Annotated in this window: 19 protein-coding genes and 1 riboswitch; of the genes, 10 read left to right on the top strand and 9 right to left on the bottom strand. The window is 73.2% G+C overall.

Features of this window, described 5'->3' with window-relative positions:
• Nucleotides 1-23 precede the first annotated feature (23 nt).
• Genes hemC through hemL form a run of 4 tightly spaced genes read left to right on the top strand, consistent with a single transcriptional unit; the run spans nt 24 to nt 4,145 of the window.
• Nucleotides 24-995 (top strand): hydroxymethylbilane synthase, encoded by a 972-nt coding sequence (hemC, locus tag HP550_RS18625; protein ID WP_175349163.1) that lies wholly within the window; start codon nt 24-26, stop codon nt 993-995.
• On the top strand, nt 992-1,819 hold the full coding sequence (locus HP550_RS18620) for a uroporphyrinogen-III synthase (RefSeq protein ID WP_175349162.1): 828 nt from the start codon (nt 992-994) through the stop codon (nt 1,817-1,819). Before hemC ends, HP550_RS18620 begins: the two co-directional genes overlap by 4 nt.
• On the top strand, nt 1,819-2,808 hold the full coding sequence (hemB, locus tag HP550_RS18615; protein ID WP_175349161.1) for a porphobilinogen synthase: 990 nt from the start codon (nt 1,819-1,821) through the stop codon (nt 2,806-2,808). The genes HP550_RS18620 and hemB overlap by 1 nt, the downstream gene beginning before the upstream one ends.
• Nucleotides 2,805-4,145: a glutamate-1-semialdehyde 2,1-aminomutase gene (gene hemL / locus HP550_RS18610; protein WP_175349160.1), complete on the top strand. Its 1,341-nt coding sequence runs from the start codon at nt 2,805-2,807 to the stop codon at nt 4,143-4,145. Before hemB ends, hemL begins: the two co-directional genes overlap by 4 nt.
• A 6-nt stretch (nt 4,146-4,151) precedes the next feature.
• Here hemL and HP550_RS18605 read toward each other — a convergent pair whose 3' ends face one another.
• Nucleotides 4,152-4,610 (bottom strand): RrF2 family transcriptional regulator, encoded by a 459-nt coding sequence (locus tag HP550_RS18605; protein WP_175349159.1) that lies wholly within the window; start codon nt 4,608-4,610, stop codon nt 4,152-4,154.
• A 94-nt stretch (nt 4,611-4,704) separates the two neighbouring features.
• Between HP550_RS18605 and HP550_RS18600 the strand changes: the two genes are divergently transcribed.
• The 3 genes from HP550_RS18600 to HP550_RS18590 are packed head-to-tail and all read left to right on the top strand — an operon-like array spanning nt 4,705 to nt 7,619.
• Nucleotides 4,705-4,986 carry a metal-sensitive transcriptional regulator gene (locus tag HP550_RS18600; protein WP_056086768.1) on the top strand — a complete coding sequence of 94 codons (282 nt, stop codon included), beginning with the start codon at nt 4,705-4,707 and terminating at the stop codon, nt 4,984-4,986.
• 24 nt (nt 4,987-5,010) lie between these two features.
• Nucleotides 5,011-5,253 (top strand): heavy-metal-associated domain-containing protein, encoded by a 243-nt coding sequence (locus HP550_RS18595; RefSeq protein WP_175349158.1) that lies wholly within the window; start codon nt 5,011-5,013, stop codon nt 5,251-5,253.
• Entirely contained in the window at nt 5,250-7,619 is a 2,370-nt protein-coding gene (locus HP550_RS18590; protein WP_343048258.1) for a heavy metal translocating P-type ATPase, read from the top strand. The genes HP550_RS18595 and HP550_RS18590 overlap by 4 nt, the downstream gene beginning before the upstream one ends.
• 3 nt (nt 7,620-7,622) lie before the next feature.
• On the opposite strand, the gene HP550_RS18585 is transcribed toward HP550_RS18590, so the two are convergent.
• From HP550_RS18585 to HP550_RS18570, 4 genes are read right to left on the bottom strand one after another with little or no spacing between them, the layout of a single operon-like run.
• Entirely contained in the window at nt 7,623-8,396 is a 774-nt protein-coding gene (locus tag HP550_RS18585; RefSeq protein WP_175349157.1) for an ABC transporter permease, read from the bottom strand.
• Nucleotides 8,393-9,295: an ABC transporter ATP-binding protein gene (locus tag HP550_RS18580; RefSeq protein WP_175349156.1), complete on the bottom strand. Its 903-nt coding sequence runs from the start codon at nt 9,293-9,295 to the stop codon at nt 8,393-8,395. Before HP550_RS18580 ends, HP550_RS18585 begins: the two co-directional genes overlap by 4 nt.
• Nucleotides 9,292-9,594, bottom strand: a complete 303-nt coding sequence (locus HP550_RS18575; protein WP_175349155.1) for a transcriptional regulator — start codon at nt 9,592-9,594, stop codon at nt 9,292-9,294. Before HP550_RS18575 ends, HP550_RS18580 begins: the two co-directional genes overlap by 4 nt.
• The gene (locus HP550_RS18570) at nt 9,587-10,228 is read right to left on the bottom strand and encodes a hypothetical protein (protein WP_175349154.1); all 642 of its coding nucleotides are present in this window, start codon (nt 10,226-10,228) and stop codon (nt 9,587-9,589) included. Before HP550_RS18570 ends, HP550_RS18575 begins: the two co-directional genes overlap by 8 nt.
• Nucleotides 10,229-10,339: 111 nt before the next feature.
• Here HP550_RS18570 and HP550_RS18565 point away from each other — a divergent pair, with 111 nt between their 5' ends.
• The gene (locus HP550_RS18565) at nt 10,340-11,173 is read left to right on the top strand and encodes a CPBP family intramembrane glutamic endopeptidase (RefSeq protein WP_175349153.1); all 834 of its coding nucleotides are present in this window, start codon (nt 10,340-10,342) and stop codon (nt 11,171-11,173) included.
• A gap of 4 nt (nt 11,174-11,177) precedes the next feature.
• Here HP550_RS18565 and HP550_RS18560 read toward each other — a convergent pair whose 3' ends face one another.
• Nucleotides 11,178-11,765 (bottom strand): HdeD family acid-resistance protein, encoded by a 588-nt coding sequence (locus HP550_RS18560; protein ID WP_175349152.1) that lies wholly within the window; start codon nt 11,763-11,765, stop codon nt 11,178-11,180.
• A gap of 149 nt (nt 11,766-11,914) precedes the next feature.
• Here HP550_RS18560 and HP550_RS18555 point away from each other — a divergent pair, with 149 nt between their 5' ends.
• Complete coding sequence (locus tag HP550_RS18555; protein WP_175349151.1) at nt 11,915-14,452, top strand: lysylphosphatidylglycerol synthase transmembrane domain-containing protein; 2,538 nt, start codon at nt 11,915-11,917, stop codon at nt 14,450-14,452.
• 25 nt (nt 14,453-14,477) lie between these two features.
• On the opposite strand, the gene HP550_RS18550 is transcribed toward HP550_RS18555, so the two are convergent.
• From HP550_RS18550 to HP550_RS18540, 3 genes are all read right to left on the bottom strand, one after another.
• Nucleotides 14,478-14,855, bottom strand: a complete 378-nt coding sequence (locus tag HP550_RS18550) for a PLDc N-terminal domain-containing protein (protein ID WP_175349150.1) — start codon at nt 14,853-14,855, stop codon at nt 14,478-14,480.
• Nucleotides 14,856-15,036: 181 nt separating this feature from the next.
• Nucleotides 15,037-15,189: a hypothetical protein gene (locus tag HP550_RS18545; protein WP_175349149.1), complete on the bottom strand. Its 153-nt coding sequence runs from the start codon at nt 15,187-15,189 to the stop codon at nt 15,037-15,039.
• A gap of 16 nt (nt 15,190-15,205) precedes the next feature.
• A riboswitch (cyclic di-GMP riboswitch) is annotated at nt 15,206-15,280 on the bottom strand.
• A gap of 121 nt (nt 15,281-15,401) precedes the next feature.
• Nucleotides 15,402-17,303, bottom strand: a complete 1,902-nt coding sequence (locus tag HP550_RS18540; RefSeq protein WP_175349148.1) for a cytochrome c biogenesis protein DipZ — start codon at nt 17,301-17,303, stop codon at nt 15,402-15,404.
• Nucleotides 17,304-17,429: 126 nt separating this feature from the next.
• On the opposite strand from HP550_RS18540, the gene HP550_RS18535 reads away from it, so the two are divergent.
• Complete coding sequence (locus tag HP550_RS18535; protein WP_175349147.1) at nt 17,430-18,110, top strand: fasciclin domain-containing protein; 681 nt, start codon at nt 17,430-17,432, stop codon at nt 18,108-18,110.

Below are 18,110 nucleotides of genomic sequence, written 5' to 3'. Positions count from 1 at the left end.
CGACGGAGGGGGACACTGACGGCATGCTCCAGCACGTGCGGGTCGGGACCCGCGCGAGCGCCCTCGCGCTCACCCAGACCGGCCACGTGGTCGACGCCCTGTCCACCCTGGGGCGCGGCGACCTCACCCTCGAGACCGTCCACGTCCGCACGGACGGCGACCGGCTGACCGGCTCGCTGCAGAGCCTGGGCGGCACCGGCGTCTTCGTGACCGCGTTGCGCGACGCCCTGCTCGACGGCCGCTGCGATGTCGCGGTGCACTCGCTCAAGGACCTGCCCACGGGTGACGTCGACGGCATCTCGGTCGTCGTGCCGCCGCGCGAGGACCCGAGCGACGCGCTCTGCGCCCGCGACGGCCTGACGCTGGCGGGCCTGCCACAGGGCGCCACCGTCGGCACCGGGTCCCCGCGCCGGGCCGCCCAGCTGCTCGCCGCCCGCCCCGACCTCGTGGTCGTCGACATCCGCGGCAACGTCGACACCCGCCTCGGGCGCGTGGCGGGCGCGCGCAGCGGGACGGGCGACCTGGACGCGGTGGTCCTGGCGCGAGCCGGTCTGGCCCGGCTGGGCCGCCTCGATGCGGTCACCGAGACGTTCGGCGTGGACGTCATGGCCCCCGCGCCCGGGCAGGGGGCACTCGCGGTCGAGGTCCGCACCGCCGACCGCGTGCCCGGCACCCCCCTCGACGCGGCCCTGCGCGCGCTCGACCACCGACCCACCCACCTGGCCGTCGTCGCCGAGCGGGCCCTGCTCGCCCGCCTCGAGGCCGGCTGTGCCGCGCCCATCGGCGCCGTCGCCCAGCTGGCCGACCACGGCCGGTCGCTGAGCCTCGAGGCGGTGATCGCCCGCCCCGACGGCTCCGCGTCCCTGCGCCGCGGCGCCGCGACCACGCTCGGCGCGGACAGCGCCGCCGACGCCCGCCGCCTGGGCGTGGAGCTGGCCGAGCTCCTGCTCGGAGCCGGCGCCGCCGACCTCGCCGTCCTGGGCGCCGCCCGATGACCGCGCCGCCCGTGCTCCCCCTGTCCGGCTGGCGCGTGCTCGTCCCCCGCCCCTCTGCCGGCCGCAGCCCCGCCGAGGTCGCGCTCGCCGCCGCCGGCGCCGAGGCGGTCGTCGTGCCGCTCATCGAGACCGTGCCGCCCGAGGACCCCACCGAGCTGGACGACGCCCTGCTGGCCCTGGAGTCGGGCTGGTACTCGTGGCTCGTGCTCACCAGCGCGGCCGCGGTCCCGGTGCTGGTGGACCGTGCGCAGGAGAGCGCCGGCAGCCTGACGCAGCTGCTCGCCGACGGGAAGGTGCGCGTCGCCGCCATCGGCCCCGGCACCGCTCGCGCGCTGCGGGAGGCCGGCGTCGAGGCCGACCTGGTGCCGCGCGGCGAGTCCTCCTCCCGCGCCCTCGTCGAGGCGTGGCCGGAACCCGCCGATCCCGCCCGCGTGCTGTTCCCCCGCGGCGACCTGGCGGCGGCGACGGTCACCGACGGGCTGCGCGACCGCGGCTGGGACGTCACCGACGTCGTGGCCTACCGGACCATCTCGGCGGCACCGCCCCCCGACGACGTCCGCGAGGCCTGGACCGACGGCACCATCCGCGCCGCCCTGCTCACCTCGGCGAGCACCGTCCGGGAGCTCGCCGCGCGCCTGGGCACACCCCCGACGACCACGCTGCTGATCGGCATCGGCCCGTCGACCGCCGCGGAGGCCGCCCGCCTGGGCCTGCCGCTGGCGGGCATCGCGACCGAGCAGACGATGCTCGGCATGGTCGACGCCCTGACCCGCGCGGTCACCACCGTGCTGCCCGGCCCGATCCCCAGCCCCGAGGAGCTCTGATGACGGACGCACGCCGGATCCGCCCCCGGCGCCTGCGCGCCACCCCGGCGCTGCGCCGCCTGACCGCCGAGACGCGCCTCGACGCCGCGCAGCTGGTGCTCCCGGTGTTCGTCAAGGAGGGGCTGGCCGAGCCGCGCGAGATCAGCTCCATGCCCGGCGTCTACCAGCACACCCGCGACTCGCTGCGGAAGGCGGTCGCCGAGGCGGCCGGCGCGGGGCTGGGCGGCGTGATGCTCTTCGCCATCCCGACGGTGCGGGACGCGGTCGGGTCGCAGGCCACGGACCCCGACGGCATCCTCAACCTCGCGATCGCGGACACGGTCGCCGAGGTGGGGGACGCGCTCGTCGTCCAGGCCGACCTGTGCCTCGACGAGTTCACCGACCACGGGCACTGCGGGGTGCTCACGCCCGGCGGGGCCGTGGACAACGACGCGACCCTGGTGCGGTACGCGGAGATGGCCCTGGCGCAGGCGGAGGCGGGCGCCCACCTGGTGGGGCTCAGCGGGATGATGGACGGCCAGGTCGGGTACGTGCGGGACGCCCTGGACGCGGCCGGTCGCGACGACGTCGCCGTGCTGGCCTACGCCGCCAAGTACGCGTCGGCCTTCTACGGTCCGTTCCGCGACGCGGTCGAGTCGCAGCTCGACGGCGACCGCCGGACCTACCAGATGGACCCGGCGAACCGTCGGGAGGCCGTCCGCGAGGTGGCCCTCGACATCGCGGAGGGCGCCGACATCGTCATGGTCAAGCCGGCCCTGGCGTACCTCGACATCCTCGCCGACGTGGCCGCGATGTCGTCAGTTCCGGTCGCGGCCTACCAGGTGTCCGGCGAATACGCCATGATCGAGGCCGCCGCCGCGAGAGGGTGGATCGAGCGCAGACGGGCGATCCTGGAGTCCGTGCTCAGCATCCGTCGTGCCGGTGCCGATCACGTGCTTACGTACTCTGCGACAGAGCTGGCCGGATGGCTGGCAGAGGAGATCCGATGAGCGTCACCACCAACGCGACGACGAGCGAGACGGTGTTCGCGCGCGCGCAAGCCGTCATCCCAGGCGGGGTCAACTCCCCCGTCCGCGCGTACGGCAACGTCGGCGGCACCCCCCGGTTCCTCGCGTCCGCCCAGGGCGCCTACGTCACGGACGTCGACGGCAACGAGTACGTCGACCTGGTCGGCTCCTGGGGCCCGGCCCTCCTCGGCCACGCGCACCCCGAGGTGGTGGAGGCGGTCCGCGAGGCCGCCGGACACGGTCTGAGCTTCGGCGCACCCACCGTCACCGAGGTGGACCTCGTCGACGAGATCCGCTCGCGGGTCCCCCCGGCCGAGAAGGTGCGCCTGGTGTCCACCGGCACCGAGGCGACCATGACCGCGCTGCGTCTCGCCCGGGCGTTCACCGGCCGGGACCTGATCGTGAAGTTCGCCGGCTGCTACCACGGCCACGTCGACGCGCTCCTGGCCTCGGCCGGCTCCGGCGTCGCGACCCTCGGCCTGCCCGACTCCGCCGGCGTCTCCGCCGCGGTCGCCGCCGAGACGATCGTCGTCCCCTACAACGACGTCGAGGCCCTCGAGGCCGCGTTCGCCGAGCACGGCGACCGCATCGCCGCGGTGATCACCGAGGCCGCACCCGCCAACATGGGCGTGGTCCCGCCGCTGCCCGGGTTCAACGCCAACCTGCGCCGCCTCACGCTCCTGCACGGCGCGCTGCTCATCCAGGACGAGGTCCTCACCGGCTTCCGGGTCGGGTACTCCGGCTGGTGGGGGCTCGAGGGCCTGCGCGAGGGCTGGTCGGCGGACCTGCACACGTTCGGCAAGGTCATCGGCGGTGGCCTGCCGGTCGCCGCGGTCGGTGGGCGCCGGGACGTCATGGCGCTGCTGGCCCCCGTCGGCCCGGTCTACCAGGCCGGCACGCTGTCCGGGAACCCGGTGGCGACGGCCGCGGGCCTCGCGACGCTGCGGCTGGCCGACCTGGACGTGTACGCGCGGGTCGACGCCGTCTCCGCGCAGCTGCGCGCCGAGCTGGGTGCCGCCCTGTCCGCCGAGGGTCTGCCGCACGCGATCCAGTGGGCGGGGAACCTGTTCAGCACGTTCTTCGGTGCCGACGCCGCCGCGCACGGGGCTCGGAACTACGACGCCGTGCTGGCCACCGAGTCGTGGCGGTACGCGCCGTTCTTCCACTCGCTGCTGGAGTCCGGGGTGTACGCGCCGCCGTCGCCGTTCGAGGCCTGGTTCGTCTCGGCTGCGCACGACGACGCCGCGGTGGACCGGATCGTCTCCGCCCTCCCGGTCGCCGTCCGCGCGGCCGCGCAGGCCACGGCGCCGACCGACTGACCGTCCCTACGGGTTGAGCCAGGCGTCCTCGCGGGCGCCGAGCTCCCGCACGTGCGGGGGCAGCTCACGGGACACCAGCGCCGCCAAGGTCACCTGGTCGAGCACGTCGCGGACGCTCACGCGCAGCGCGACCCACACCTGGAGCAGCGCCTCCGCCGACCCGCCGTACTCGAGCGCGGTGGGCCGCTCGTCGCGGACGGTGACCAGCGGACCGTCGACCGCGCGGATGACGTCGGCCAGCGTGATCTCGTCGGCCGGCCGCGCCAGGCGGTAGCCACCGGACCGCCCGCGGACGCTGGACACCACGCCGCCGCGTCGCAGGTCACCGAGGATGCGCTCCAGGAACGCGACCGGGAGCTGCTGCCCGCCGGCCAGGTCGTCCGCGCGCACCGGGTCCCCGTGAGGGGACGCCGCCAGCTCGGCGCACGCCCGCACCGCATAGTCCGCCTTCGCCGAGACCCGCATGCCGCTGATTCTGCCCCCCCGGCTGCGTCCGGAATACCCCATGGGGGTATCGTGTTGCGCAAAGAGCACCCGCTCGACGACGAAAGAGGCCCCCATGCACGGCTACACGGACGCCAAGGACGACTACCTCAAGCGCCTGCGCCGGGTGGAGGGCCAGGTGCGCGGCATCGCCCGGATGGTCGACGAGGACGTGTACTGCATCGACATCCTCACCCAGGTCGCCGCCGTCACGAAGGCCCTCCAGGCCGTGAGCATCGGCCTGGTCGAGGACCACCTCGCGCACTGCGTCGTCGACGCCGCCCGCCAGTCCCCCGAGGAGGGAGCGGCGAAGGTGAAGGAAGCCTCCGACGCCATCGCCCGCCTCGTCCGCAGCTAAGACACCCAACCAAGGAGCACCACCATGAGCACCAACACGATCACCACCACGTTCGGCGTCGACGGCATGACCTGCGGCCACTGCGTCTCCGCGGTCACCTCCGAGCTGTCCGCCGTGCCGAGCGTCAAGGACGTCACCGTCCAGCTGGTGGTCGGCGGGTCGTCGACGGTCTCGGTCGTCTCCGACACGCCCCTGGCCGACGACGCGATCGCGGCGGCAGTCGTCGAGGCCGGCTACGCCGTGACCCCGCGCAGGTCACTGCTGTGACAGAGACAGAGGCCCGGACCGAGCGGACCGTCGATCTCGCGATCGAGGGCATGACCTGCGCCTCCTGCGTGGCGCGCGTCGAGAAGAAGCTGAACCGGCTGCCGGGCGTCGAGGCGACCGTGAACCTGCCGCTGGAGTCGGCGCACGTCCGCGTGGACGGGCCCACTGCCACGGAGGACCTGCTCGCCGCGGTCCGCGCCGCCGGGTACGGCGCCACGGTCGTCACCCCGCCCCACCAGCAGCAGCCGCACCACGCCGACATGGACCCGATCGAGCACGCCCTCTCGGGCCACTCGATGGCGCCCGGCCACGACATGGACCCCGACGAGGACACGTCGGCCCCGACCGACACCCGCGGCAACGACCTGCGCAGCCGGCTGCGCGTCGCCGCGGTGCTCACGGTCCCCGTCCTGCTGATCTCGATGATCCCCGCGCTCCAGTTCACCGGCTGGCAGTGGGTCGTCGCCGCGCTGGCCATGCCCGTGGTCACCTGGGCGGCCTGGCCGTTCCACCGCGCCGCGTTCCGGGCCGCCCGGCACGGCGCCTCGACCATGGACACGCTGGTCTCCATCGGCATCATCGCCGCGACGGCGTGGTCCCTGTGGGCCCTCCTGGTCGGCGGAGCCGGCGAGCCCGGCATGACCATGACGCCCACGCTCTGGCCCCGGGCGGCCGAGGAGGGCATGACGGTCCCCGAGCTGTACTTCGAGGTCGCGGCCGTCGTCACCACGTTCCTGCTGGCCGGCCGGTACGCCGAGCACCGGTCGCGCCGCCGTGCGGGCGACGCCCTGCGCGCGCTGCTGGACCTGGGCGCCAAGGACGCGTCGCTGCTGGTCGACGGCATCGAGCGGCGTGTCCCCGTCGACCGGCTGGTCGTCGGCGACGAGTTCGTCGTGCGTCCGGGGGAGAAGGTGGCCACCGACGGGCTGGTGGTCAGCGGCACCTCCGCGCTGGACACCTCGCTGCTCACGGGCGAGCCCGTGCCGGTCGACGTCGGCCCCGGCGACGAGGTCACCGGCGCGACGATCAACACCTCCGGCGCGCTCGTCGTGCGGGCCACCCGCGTGGGCGCCGAGACGCGGCTGGCGCAGATCGGCCGGCTGGTCGCGGCCGCGCAGACCGGCAAGGCCCCCGTGCAGCGGCTCGCCGACCGGATCTCCGCGGTCTTCGTCCCCGTGGTGCTCGTCCTCGCGCTCGGCACGCTGGCCGCCTGGCTGCTCACCGGCTCGGGCGTGCAGGCCGCGTTCACCGCCGCGGTCGCCGTGCTGATCATCGCGTGCCCCTGCGCCCTCGGCCTGGCCACGCCCACCGCGCTGCTGGTCGGCACCGGCCGCGGCGCGCAGCGGGGCATCCTCATCAAGGGCCCCGAGATCCTCGAGCAGACCCGCACCATCGACACCGTCGTGCTGGACAAGACGGGGACCGTGACCGAGGGCCGGATGTCCCTGGTCCAGGTGGTCGGCGGGGACGAGGTCCTGCGGTACGCCGCCGCCGTCGAGCAGCTCGCCGAGCACCCGATCGGTCAGGCCATCGCCGCGGCCGCCGGCCGCACGGACGGCCCGACCGGGGGCGACGGCGTCATCATCGGCTCCGACCAGGTGCTCGACTTCCGCGCCGAGGCCGGGCACGGCGTCTCCGGCGTGGTCCGCACCGCGCACGCGGGCGTCGGGCTGGGTCGTCGCGTCCTCGTCGGCAAGCCCGCGTGGCTGACGGAGCAGGGCATCGACCCGACCGGCTTCCAGGGCCCGTTCGACGCCGCCGAGGCCGACGGCGCCACCGCGGTGATGGTCGCCTGGGACGGCTCGCCACGCGGCGTGCTGGTGCTGCGCGACCCGGTCAAGGCGACCTCCGCGCAGGCGGTCGCCGAGCTCCGCGCGCTCGGCCTGCGCCCGGTCCTGCTCACCGGCGACAACGCGGGCGCGGCCCGCGCGGCCGCGCGCGAGGTCGGGATCTCCGAGGACGACGTCATCGCCCACGTGCTGCCCGCCGACAAGGTCGCGGTCGTGGCCCGGCTGCAGGCCGAGGGCGCGCGCGTCGCGATGGTCGGCGACGGGGTCAACGACGCCGCCGCCCTGGCCACCGCCGACCTTGGCCTTGCCATGGGCACCGGCACCGACGTGGCCATCGAGGCCGCCGACATCACGCTGGTCCGCGGTGACCTGCGCTCCGCCGGCGACGCGATCCGGCTGTCCCGGCGCACCCTCCGCGTGATCAAGCAGAACCTGTTCTGGGCGTTCGCCTACAACGTCGCCGCGATCCCGCTGGCCGCCCTCGGCCTGCTCAACCCGATGATCGCGGGCGCCGCGATGGCGCTCTCGTCGGTGCTGGTGGTGGGCAACTCCCTGCGGCTGCGACGGTTCGAGTAGGGCTCAGTGGAACCGGCGGCCCTCGTCGCGGCGGTACGCCGTCACGGCGAGGGCCGCGAACACCGCCGTCCACGCGAGGATCACCACGAGCGCCCCCGCGTAGGCCTCGTACCCGGTCACCGCCTGCACGGCCAGGTCACGGGCGGCCCGCGACGGCAGGAACTTCGACAGGGTGTCCAGCCACCCCGGGAACGCCTCCGGCGGCAGGAACAGCCCGCCGGCGAACGCGAGCGGGAACAGCGTCGCCTGGACCACCGCGATCGCGGCCTTCGAGCTCAGCCGGTACCCGATCGCCAGCCCGAGCAGCAGGAACGGCACCGCCACGGCGGGCACCATCGCGATCGCCGCGACCGCCTGGCCGGGGGTGAGCGTGGCCGCCGTGAGGAACGTCCCGAGCAGGACCAGCGGCACCAGGGCGAGGTAGGACCAGAGCACGCCGTTGAGCACGCGTCCGACCAGCCGCGGTCCGGCGCCCGCGGGCAGCGTGCGCAGGAACGGGTCGAACGGCAGCGCACGGTCCTCGGAGACCCCCACGCCGAACGAGAACAGGCACGTGGACATCACCGCGAACACCCCGAGCTGCGCGATCGCGGCGGTGGCGATCCCTGGGTCGTCGGCGACCGCCCGCTGCGGGATGACGAAGAACAGCAGCGCCAGCGACGGGAACAGCAGGTTGCCGATCACCGCGATGGGGATGCGGACGGTCTCCAGGAACTGGAACCTGGCGTGCAGGACGGCCAGCGACCAGAACGGGCGTGGGGCGAGCACGGTGCTCATCGGACGACCTCCTCCTTCTTCTGCGTGAGCGTGAGGAACGCCTCCTCCAGCGAGGCACCGCGCACCTCCAGGCCTTCGAACGGCACGTCCTGCTCGACGAGGGCGCGCACCACGCGGTCGGCGTCCGACGCGAGCACCGTCCAGCGCCCGTCGGCGCCCTGCTGCGCACTGGCTGCTCCGGGCAGCCGCGCCAGGTCGACGGCGTCAACGCGCGGCACCGAGAAGAGCACGCGGCGCAGCCCGACGAGCCCGAGCACCGAGGTCAGGGTGTCGTCGGCGAGCACGCGCCCGCCGCCGATCACCACCACCCGCTCCGCGAGCGCCTCGATCTCCTCGAGGTAGTGGCTGGTCAGCAGCACGGTCGCGCCGTCCGCGTGGTAGTCGCGCAGCGCCTGCCACAAGATGTGCCGCGCCTCGACGTCGAGCCCGGTGGTCGGCTCGTCCAGGAGCACCAGCCGCGGCCGGCCCACCAGCGCGAGCGCCACGGCGAGCCGCCGCTTCTGCCCACCGGACAGACCGCCCGTCTGCCGCGCGACCAGCTCCTCGAGCCCGAACCGCGCGAGCACCTCGGCCCGCGTCATGGGAGCGGGGTAGTGCCTCGCGACGAGGTCCACGACCTCCCCGACCGTCAGCGTCGGCGGCAGCCCGGTCTCCTGCGGCGTGGTCCCCAGCGCGATCCGCGACGAGGCGTGGCGGGGGTCGCCGCCGAACAGCCGGACCGTGCCGGAGTCGGCCTTGCGCAGGCCGCTGACCAGGCTGAGCAGCGTGGTCTTGCCCGCGCCGTTGGGACCGAGCAGCCCGACCAGCTCCCCCTCGCCGACCGTGACGGACACGTCGTCCAGCGCGGTCACCGCCCCGAACGTGCGGGTGACGCGCTCCAGCTCCACGACGGCGGTCATGACGTTCCTCCCAACAGAGCACGCAGCGACTGCGTGTACCTCTCGAACGCGAGCCGTCCGGCCAGCGTCAGCTCCACGTACGTGGCCGGGGTCCGGCCCTCATGGGTCTTGGTGATCTGCACGTAGTCCGCCTCCTCGAGTCGGCGCAGGTGGGTGGACAGGTTCCCCGCGGTCATGTCGAGCAGCTTCTGCAGCCGCGGGAAGGAGATGCGGTCGCGCGCACCGAGGGACGCCAGGGTGGCGACGACCCGGAGCCGCGCCTGCGCGTGGATGACGGGGTCCAGCTGCTCGTCAGGCACGGGACCGCAGCCGCGAGACGAGTCCGAGCACGAGCATCCCGCCGCCGCCCGCGAGCGCCATGACCAGGTACGACCCCGGCAGGCCGGTGAGCGCGGCGGCCGCCCCGACGAGCGCCATCCAGCCGCCGATCACGTACATCGGCGTGTCCTGCCAGAGCAGACCGCCCGCGAGGTACAGCAGGCCCACCACCAGGGCGGCGATCGCGTTGGCGGCCAGCCCGGTCACCTCGTCCGACGCCCCCGCCCGGCCCAGCCCGGCGACGATCAGGCTCTGCGCGGCGAACCCGATCGGCCACGCCCAGCCGTACAGGGCTCCCTGACGTGCCCCGGCCCCGGCGATCCCGTGCGTCCGGCGCAGCACGTGCACGATCGTCAGCGTCACGGCCACCAGGCCGAGGCCGATCGCGACGACCACCGCGAGCACCGACGGGCGGCGGTCGTCGCGGGCGGTCAGCCACATCGCGCCGTACCCGACCAGCCAGGCGATGCCCCAGAGGCCGAAGATCCAGGTGCTCGACGGGCGGGTGCCCTCGGCCCGGGCGCGCTGCGCGGCGATGATCGCGAGGGCGTCCGCCGGGTCCGGTGCCTCGTCCGCACCGGCCGGGCTCGCGTCGCGCGGCTGCTCGGTCGTCATCGCTCCTCCTAGGTTTGCACCACAAAGTAGTTTGTCACCGTGCATCCTGGCAAGGGGGAGTTTCAGGTCCGGTCCAGCCGGCGTCCAGGTGCGCGGCCTACGCTGCGAGCCATGACTGCGCCGACGCCCGCCGACGCGACCCCTGACCTCGCCGCCTCGGCGCTCGCGGCCCCGCCGCCCAGCCAGCGCGCCTACCGCCGTCGGCTGACCACCGAGATCTGGATCGTGCTCGGGCTGTCGCTGGGCAAGTCCGGGCTCTACGCGGTGGTCAACATCATCGACCGGCTCACCGCCGGTCCCCCGCTGGCCGACCAGTCGACCACCCTCAACCCCAGCCGCTCGCCGCGCCCCTGGCTCGACCTGACCTACCAGCTGCTCCAGATCGGCTTCGCCCTGGTCCCGGTCGCGCTGGCCCTGTACCTGCTCTCGGCCAACGGGAAGTCGGCGGTCCGCCGCATCGGGCTCGAGCTCACGCGCCCCTGGCGGGATCTCGCGGTGGGCGTGGGCCTGGCCGCCCTGATCGGCATCCCCGGGCTCGGCCTGTACGCGGCGGCGCGGGCGCTCGGGCTGGCCGTCGAGGTGCAGGCGTCCGCCCTGAACGCCGCCTGGTGGACCATCCCCGTGCTCCTGCTCGCGGCGCTGCAGAACGCGCTGCTCGAGGAGGTCATCGTCGTCGGCTACCTCATGGAGCGGCTGCGCGAGCTGCGCTGGAGCGCGCCTGCGATCGTCGTGGCCAGCGCCCTCCTACGCGGCTCCTACCACCTGTACCAGGGCTGGGGCGCGTTCGTCGGGAACGCGATCATGGGCCTGCTGTTCGCCGAGTACTACCGGCGCAGGCGACGGGTCATGCCGCTCGTCATGGCGCACACGCTCATGGACATGGTCGTGTTCGTCGGCTACGCGCTCGTCCCCGCCGCGTGGCTCGCGGCGATCGGGCTGAACTAGGTCGTCAGACCGTGGCCGACCCCTGGTCCAGCTGCTTCGCCAGCTGCTTGGTGGCGAAGCCGCTCACGATGAGCACCACGCCGCCGACGAACGCGTACAGGCCCAGCAGCACGACGATGACGCTCACCGACGTCTGCGGGTTCATGATCAGCAGCAGCCCGAACAGGAACGCGATCAGGCCGAAGGTCAGCACCCAGTACCAGCCGATGTCCCGCGACCGGTACAGGACCACCGCGGCAATCACCGACAGGATCCCGAGCACCAGCACCCACAGCGCGATCAGGTAGAAGATCACCTGCGCGGTCGGCCCGGTCCACACCACGGCGGTCACACCGAACGCGATGCCGACGAGGCCCGAGATCAGCCACCAGCCGGCACCCGGCTCCTTGCGGTTGCCCAGCCACTGCGCGATGGCCACCAGCCCGTCGATGATCGCGAACACCCCGAACACCCACACGAGCGCCTTCACCGTGCCCAGCGGCTGCACCAGCATGAACAGCCCCAGGATCACCAGCACCACGCCGCGCAGGATCGGGAGCCACCAGATCCGGCGGAGCGCGGACGAGACGTCGGCCGTGAGTTCGTCGGACATCGGAGCCTCCCGGCACGTTGGAGCGACATGATCCCGCTCCTCACGCTAGTTGGAGGATCCGGACGAAGCACCCCGACGCGCGCGAACCCGTCCCGGCAGGTCACGCGCCCTACCGAGCGCGTGCGGCGTGGCTGCCTAGACTCGCCCCTATGCCCGCGACGCCCGCCAGTCGCGCAGCGGCAGACGCCGCTGCGCCCACGGACGTCGTCGCGCCCGCCGAGGTCGAGGTGGCGGCAGATCCTGCACGCGAGGTCGTGATCCACGACGTGCCCACCGTCCGCGTGCACCACCCGAGCGACCTGCTGGGCACCGTGCTGTCCGCCCTCGGCATCGCGCTCGTGCTGGTGCTGGCGACGTACGCCCACAACACGACCACCGGCGTGGCGGAGGACGTCCAGGGCTTCGCCACGCTGCTCAAGCGGATCCTCTTCGTCCCCGTCACGCTGCTCGAGGGCTTCGTCATCGTCGCCGTCCCCCTCGCGGTCATCACCGAGCTCGCAATCCGCCGGCTCGGCCGGCAGCTGGTCGAGGGTCTGGTCGCCGCGCTCGCCGCCCTCGCCCTCAACGCGGCCGTCTACTGGGCGATCACCACGCTCGGGTCCGACGAGCTCGTGATCGGCATGTCGATCCGGTCGGACAACGAGTGGATCGTCACGCTCCCCGGGTACGTCGCGCTGCTGGTCGGCCTGCTCACGGTCGTCGGTCCGCGTGGTCGCCGCCGGACGGTCAAGTGGTCGTGGAACCTCATCTGGGTCGCGGTCGGCGTGCTGCTCATCACCGCCGGCGTCTCGCTGCCGGGGCTGGCCGTCTCCTTCCTGATCGGCCGGGTGACGGGGCTCGGGGTGCGCTACCTGTCCGGCGTGCAGTCGGAGCGGGCGTACGGGGCGAGCCTGGTGGCCGGCGTGCGGCGCGCCGGGTTCGAGCCCGTCCAGCTGAGCCGGGTGGCGGACGCGACGACGGAGGCGGAGTCCGAGGTCGGGGCCGACGAGCTCGACGGCGACTCCGCCGCCCGGGCGCTCACCCGCTCCACCGACCACCGCGTGTACGAGCTGACGACCGACGACGGCGACGAGCTGGACCTGGTGGTCGTGGACGGCGACCGGCAGGTGGTCGGCATGCTGACCCGGCTGTGGCGGTCGCTGCGGCTGCGCGGGATCGAAGGGCGCTCGGTGGTGTCGCTGCGACAGGCGGCCGAGCGGACCGCCCTGCTCGCCTACGCCGCGCGCGCCGCCGGCGTCCGCACCCCCAAGCTGCTGAGCATCGCCGAGGCCGACGACTCCATGCTGCTGGTCCAGGAGCGCCCCGGGCACGCGGTCCCGCTGAGCGACCTGGCCACCGAGGAGCTCACCGACGAGGTCCTCCAGGAGCTCTGGGCGCAGCTCCAGCTCGCGCACGACGCCGGGATCGCCCACCGCTCGCTGACCAGCGACGTCCTGCTGGTCGAGACGGTCGTCGGCCGCCCCGTCGTCTGGCTGACCAGCTGGGAGCAGGGCGACGTCGCCTCCTCGGAGCTGGCCCGTCGCATGGACGTCACCCAGCTGGTCGCGCTGCTCGCCCTGCGGGTGGGGGCCACGCGCGCGCTCGAGTCGGCCGCGAACGTCGTCCCCGCCGAGCACGTCGCGGCGATCGGCCCCCTGCTCCAGACGATCACGCTGCCCCGCCTGACCCGCGACGAGATGCGGGCGGACAAGAAGGTGCTGGCGGAGCTCCGGTCGGCACTCGTCGCCCGGCTCCCCGAGGCCGACGTGGAGCCGCAGCAGCTGGTCCGCTTCGGCGCCCGCACCGTGCTGACGATCGTCGTGCCGATCATCGCGATCGTCTTCGTCATCACCAGCATCAACGTCGACGAGATCACCTCCGCGCTCGCCGCCGGTGACTGGCGCTGGACGGTGGTCGCGTTCGCGCTCGGGCTCATCACACTCGTCGGGGCGGCGCTGGCGTTCGTCGCGTTCTCGCCCGTCAAGCTCCCGCTGTGGCGCGCCACGCTGGTGCAGACCGCCGCCACCTTCGTCGGGCTGGCCGCACCCGCCGGCATCGGACCCGCCGCGCTGAACCTGCGGATGCTCACCAAGCGCGGGGTGTCGACCACCCTGGCCGCGGCCACCGTCGCACTCGTCCAGGTGAGCCAGTTCGTCGTCACGCTCGGTCTGCTGCTGGTCCTGACCATCGCGTCCGGCAACAAGGAGTCGGCGCTGCCGGTCTCGCCCGTCGTCCTGCTCGTCCTGGGGATCGTCGCCGCGCTGGTCGCGTCGGCGCTCCTGGTGCCCAAGGTGCGTCAGTGGGCGCTGGCCAAGACCATGCCGACCCTGCGCCAGACGTGGCCGCGCCTCATCGAGGTGCTCGGGCAGCCCTGGCGGCTGGCGCTGGCCGTGGGCGGCAACCTGCTGATGACGCTCGGCTTCATCTTCGCGTTCGACGCGAGCCTCGCCGCGTTCGGGCAGGACGCCACGCTCATCCAGGTGGCACTCGTCTACCTGGCGGGCAACACCGCGGGCGCCCTCGTCCCGACCCCCGGCGGCATGGGCACCATCGAGCTGTCCCTCGCGAGCACGCTCACCTTCATCACCGGCATCAACCCCGGTATCGCGACGTCGATCGCCGTGCTGTTCCGCGTGGCCACCTACTGGCTGCGCATCCCCCTCGGCTGGGTGGCCATGCGGGTGCTGCAGAAGACCGGCGAGCTCTAGGCAGCTCGTCGGTCAGAGCGACCGGTCAGGCGAGGGCCTTGGCCTTGAGCGTCGCGAACTCGCCCGCGTCGATGGTGCCGGCGTCGAGGAGGGCCTTGGCCTCCGCGATGTGCTCCACCGGAGACTTGCCCGCCACCTCGCGGATGTAGGTGTCGGTGTCGGACTTCGCCTTCTGGATCGCCTCGACCTGGCGCTCCGCCATCCCCTTGCCGCGGGCGATCACGTAGATCAGCGCGGTCAGGAACGGGAGGAAGACCAGCGCGATGAGCCACACGGCCTTCGCGAATCCGCCGAGATCCCGGTCGCGGAACAGGTCCCCGATGATCTGGAACAGGATGATGAGGTACGCGAAGAACAGGAACCAGTAGACCAGCAGCCAGAACCAATCCAAGAAGCTGTTCATGGCACCCTCTCTCGACGGCAGCCCCCCGAGCGGCGAGCTCGCTCGCGTCCGACAGTATCGGACATCCCACGCAAACGGCACCCTCGACGTGCGGCTGCGCGGCCCTGACCTGCGGCATCACAGAACCCCCCGGACCATGACGGTCCGAGGGGTTCTGGGAAGAGGGTTGCGGTGCCTGTGCTCAGGCGGCCGCGTGCTCACGCTGGGCCGGAACCAGCTCGATCACGCTGCGACGCGCAGCCAGCCCAGCCCACGCGGTGACGCGCAGGGCCGGGATCACCGGGGTGATGTTGGAGGTCTCGGAAGGGTCCGCTGAGTATCCGCGCTGGTCCATGGGACTGTCCTGTCTGTTCGGTAGCCCGGCTGACCCTGTAGGTCCCGTGGCTTTGCGTCCCCTCCTTGCAGAGGGTTTGCCGTTTCGCTGACAAGTCCGACATTAGAGCAACATGAGAGTCCGTGGAAGCGTGTCACCGCAACCAGAACCGGACATACGCCCTTTTCACCCGCTCGGGCGTATCTGAGCGGTTGCTCCACGCTCGTCGCCGGTCACCCGAAGGTGAACGAGAAGACCTGGACCCCTGACTGCGCAGTCAGCTCGACGGTGCCGCTGCGTACTGAATCGTCATCGACCAGCGCATACGCCCGCGGCGAGCCGTCGACCGCCAGCTCCACCCGGTCCACGACCGTCCCGTCCTCGTCGCGGACGGTGGCCGTGACCGCCCCCGTCCCGCCGAGGACCACCTGCACCACCTCGGCGTGGTATCGCAGGCGCAGCCGTGCGTCGGGTCCCGCGGTCGCCCCCTGGTAGTCGGTGGTCCACGTCCCGCCGAGCGCGACCGTGTCCGCCGGCTGGTCCTCGGGGAGCGTGTACGTCGACTCGCCCTCGCGGTACTCGCCGGACACGTTGGACTTCTTGCTCACCGACAGGAAGGTCTCCTGGGTCACGTCGGCCACCGGGGTGGTGTCGTCCACCTGCGTCCGCGCGCCGAGGGTCACCCCCGGGTCCGCCTGCGTCAGGAGCTCCCGGATCAGGGTCTCGGTCTGGGCGTAGCCGCCCTCGCCCTGCGACACCTGGCGGATCTGACCGTCGGCGTCGATCAGGTAGTGCGCCGGCCAGTAGCGGTTCCGGTAGGCGGTCCAGGTGGCGTACGCGTTGTCCTGCGCCACGGGGTAGGTGATGCCCAGCCGCTCGGCGCCGTCGACGACGTTCCGGGTCTCGCGCTCGAACGCGTACTCGGGTGTGTGCACCCCGATCACGACCAGGCCGTCGTCGCGGTAGGCCTCCTCCCAGGCCGTGACGTGCGGCACCGAGCGCTGGCAGTTGATGCAGGAGTACGCCCAGAAGTCGAGCAGGACCACCTTGCCGCGCAGGTCCGCCAGGTCCACCGGGGCGCCGTCCGGCGTGTTCAGCCAGGTGTCGATGCCTCGGATGGCCGGCGCGGGTCCGCAGTCCTCGAGCTCCGCGGAGTTGTTGCTGCACTCGGCCAGCTGCCGGTTCTCGTCCGTCACCAGCCCGCCGAGGTCCAGCTGCTCGCGCACGGTCTCGTTGGCGGCGACCCTCGCCTGGAGCTGCTCCGTGTAGCCGGGCAGCGCGCGCTGGATGGCGTCGGTGAGGTTGAATGCCAACGCCAGGGCCAGCGCGACCATCAGCACCCCGCCCGCCGCGCGGATCGCTCGCTGGTGGGTGCGGAACGCGGCGATGCGCTCGGCCACGCGACGGCCCGCCAGCGCCAGGATCAGCAGCGGGATCGCCGCGCCCAGCGCGAACGACACCGTCAGGACGACCGTGCCCGGGCCCACCGAGCCCGTCGCTCCGGCCACCGTGATCGCCGCCAGCACCGGTCCCGCGCACGGCACGTACACCGCGCCGAGCCCCAGGCCCAGCACGAAGCCGCCGCGGCCGGCACCCGGCGCGCGCTTCGGGGTCAGCCGCTGGAACGGGCGCTCCAGGACCTCCTCGAACCGGGGCACCAGCAGGCCGACCCCCAGCAGCGCCAGCACCGCGATGCCCGCCCAGCGCAGCAGGTCCTGCGGCAGCCCGAGCAGGTTCAGCAGCACGGTGCCGACGAGGGTGACCAGCGTGAAGCTGGTGACCAGGCCGGCGATGACGAGGTAGGGGCGGCGCGCCGACGACGTGTCGCGCTTCTCGTTCTCCTCGGCAGGCGGTTCCAGGATCGCGACGCCACCGAGGGCTGATCCGGTGCTCGTCGTGCCGGTGCCGGTCGCGACCCGGGTCCCCGAGAGGAACGACGGTTGCGCCATCGCCCCCACCGAGCCGGCCGCGCCCTTGCCGGCGCCTCCCGAGACCACCTTCGTGGCGGGTCGACCGCGTGCCCCCTGCACGCCACCCGCGAAGAACACCACGGGCAGCACGGGCAGGATGCACGGCGAGATGCCGGTGATGAGGCCACCGACGAGCCCGATGAGCGCGAGCGTGAGCAGGTCCATGGCGGGGGTTCGCCGCGGCGGCCCCCGGGGATGGGTCGAGAACTCGTCGGAACTCCCACCCATCCGCTCCACCGACGGTCCCGAACCCCACCCGAGAGATGACCGGAAACCGTCAAAGGAGTCACCATGCGCACCACGAACCGCACCCGCATCGCCGCCGTCTTGCTCGCCGGCGTCACGGGCCTCGCCCTGACCGCGTGCAGCTCCGGCGCGAGCGACGACACCGCCGGCTCCGACTCGTCGGCCATGGAGACGCCCATGGAGACGCCGTCGGACATGGCGACCGAGGACGACATGATGACGGCCGACCCGGCCGCCGACCTCGTCGGTCCCGGCTGTGCCGACTACGCCGCCGCCGTCCCCGACGGCCCCGGCTCGGTGACCGGCATGTCGACCGACCCGGTCGCCGTGGCCGCGTCCAACAACCCGCTGCTGACCACCCTCGTCGCGGCCGTGTCCGGGCAGCTCAACCCCGACGTCAACCTCGTCGACACCCTCAACGGTGCCGAGTTCACGGTGTTCGCGCCGGTCGACGACGCGTTCGCCAAGATCGACCCCGCCACCATCGAGTCGCTCAAGACCGACGCCACGACGCTCTCGTCGATCCTCACCTACCACGTGGTGCCCGGGCAGCTGTCGCCCGACATGGTGGCCGGCACGCAGACCACCGTCCAGGGCGGGACCGTCGAGGTCACCGGCTCCGGCGACTCGCTGATGGTCAACGGCGCCACCGTCGTCTGCGGAGGCGTGCACACCGCCAACGCGACCGTCTACCTCATCGACTCGGTGCTCATGCCGACGATGTGA

The sequence above is a fragment of the Cellulomonas humilata genome (assembly GCF_013359775.1).
In the GTDB taxonomy this organism is placed as follows: Bacteria; Actinomycetota; Actinomycetes; order Actinomycetales; family Cellulomonadaceae; genus Cellulomonas; species Cellulomonas humilata.
The sequence above is the reverse complement of the archived record's forward strand: the minus strand, read 5'-3'. Positions and strand labels throughout refer to the sequence as shown.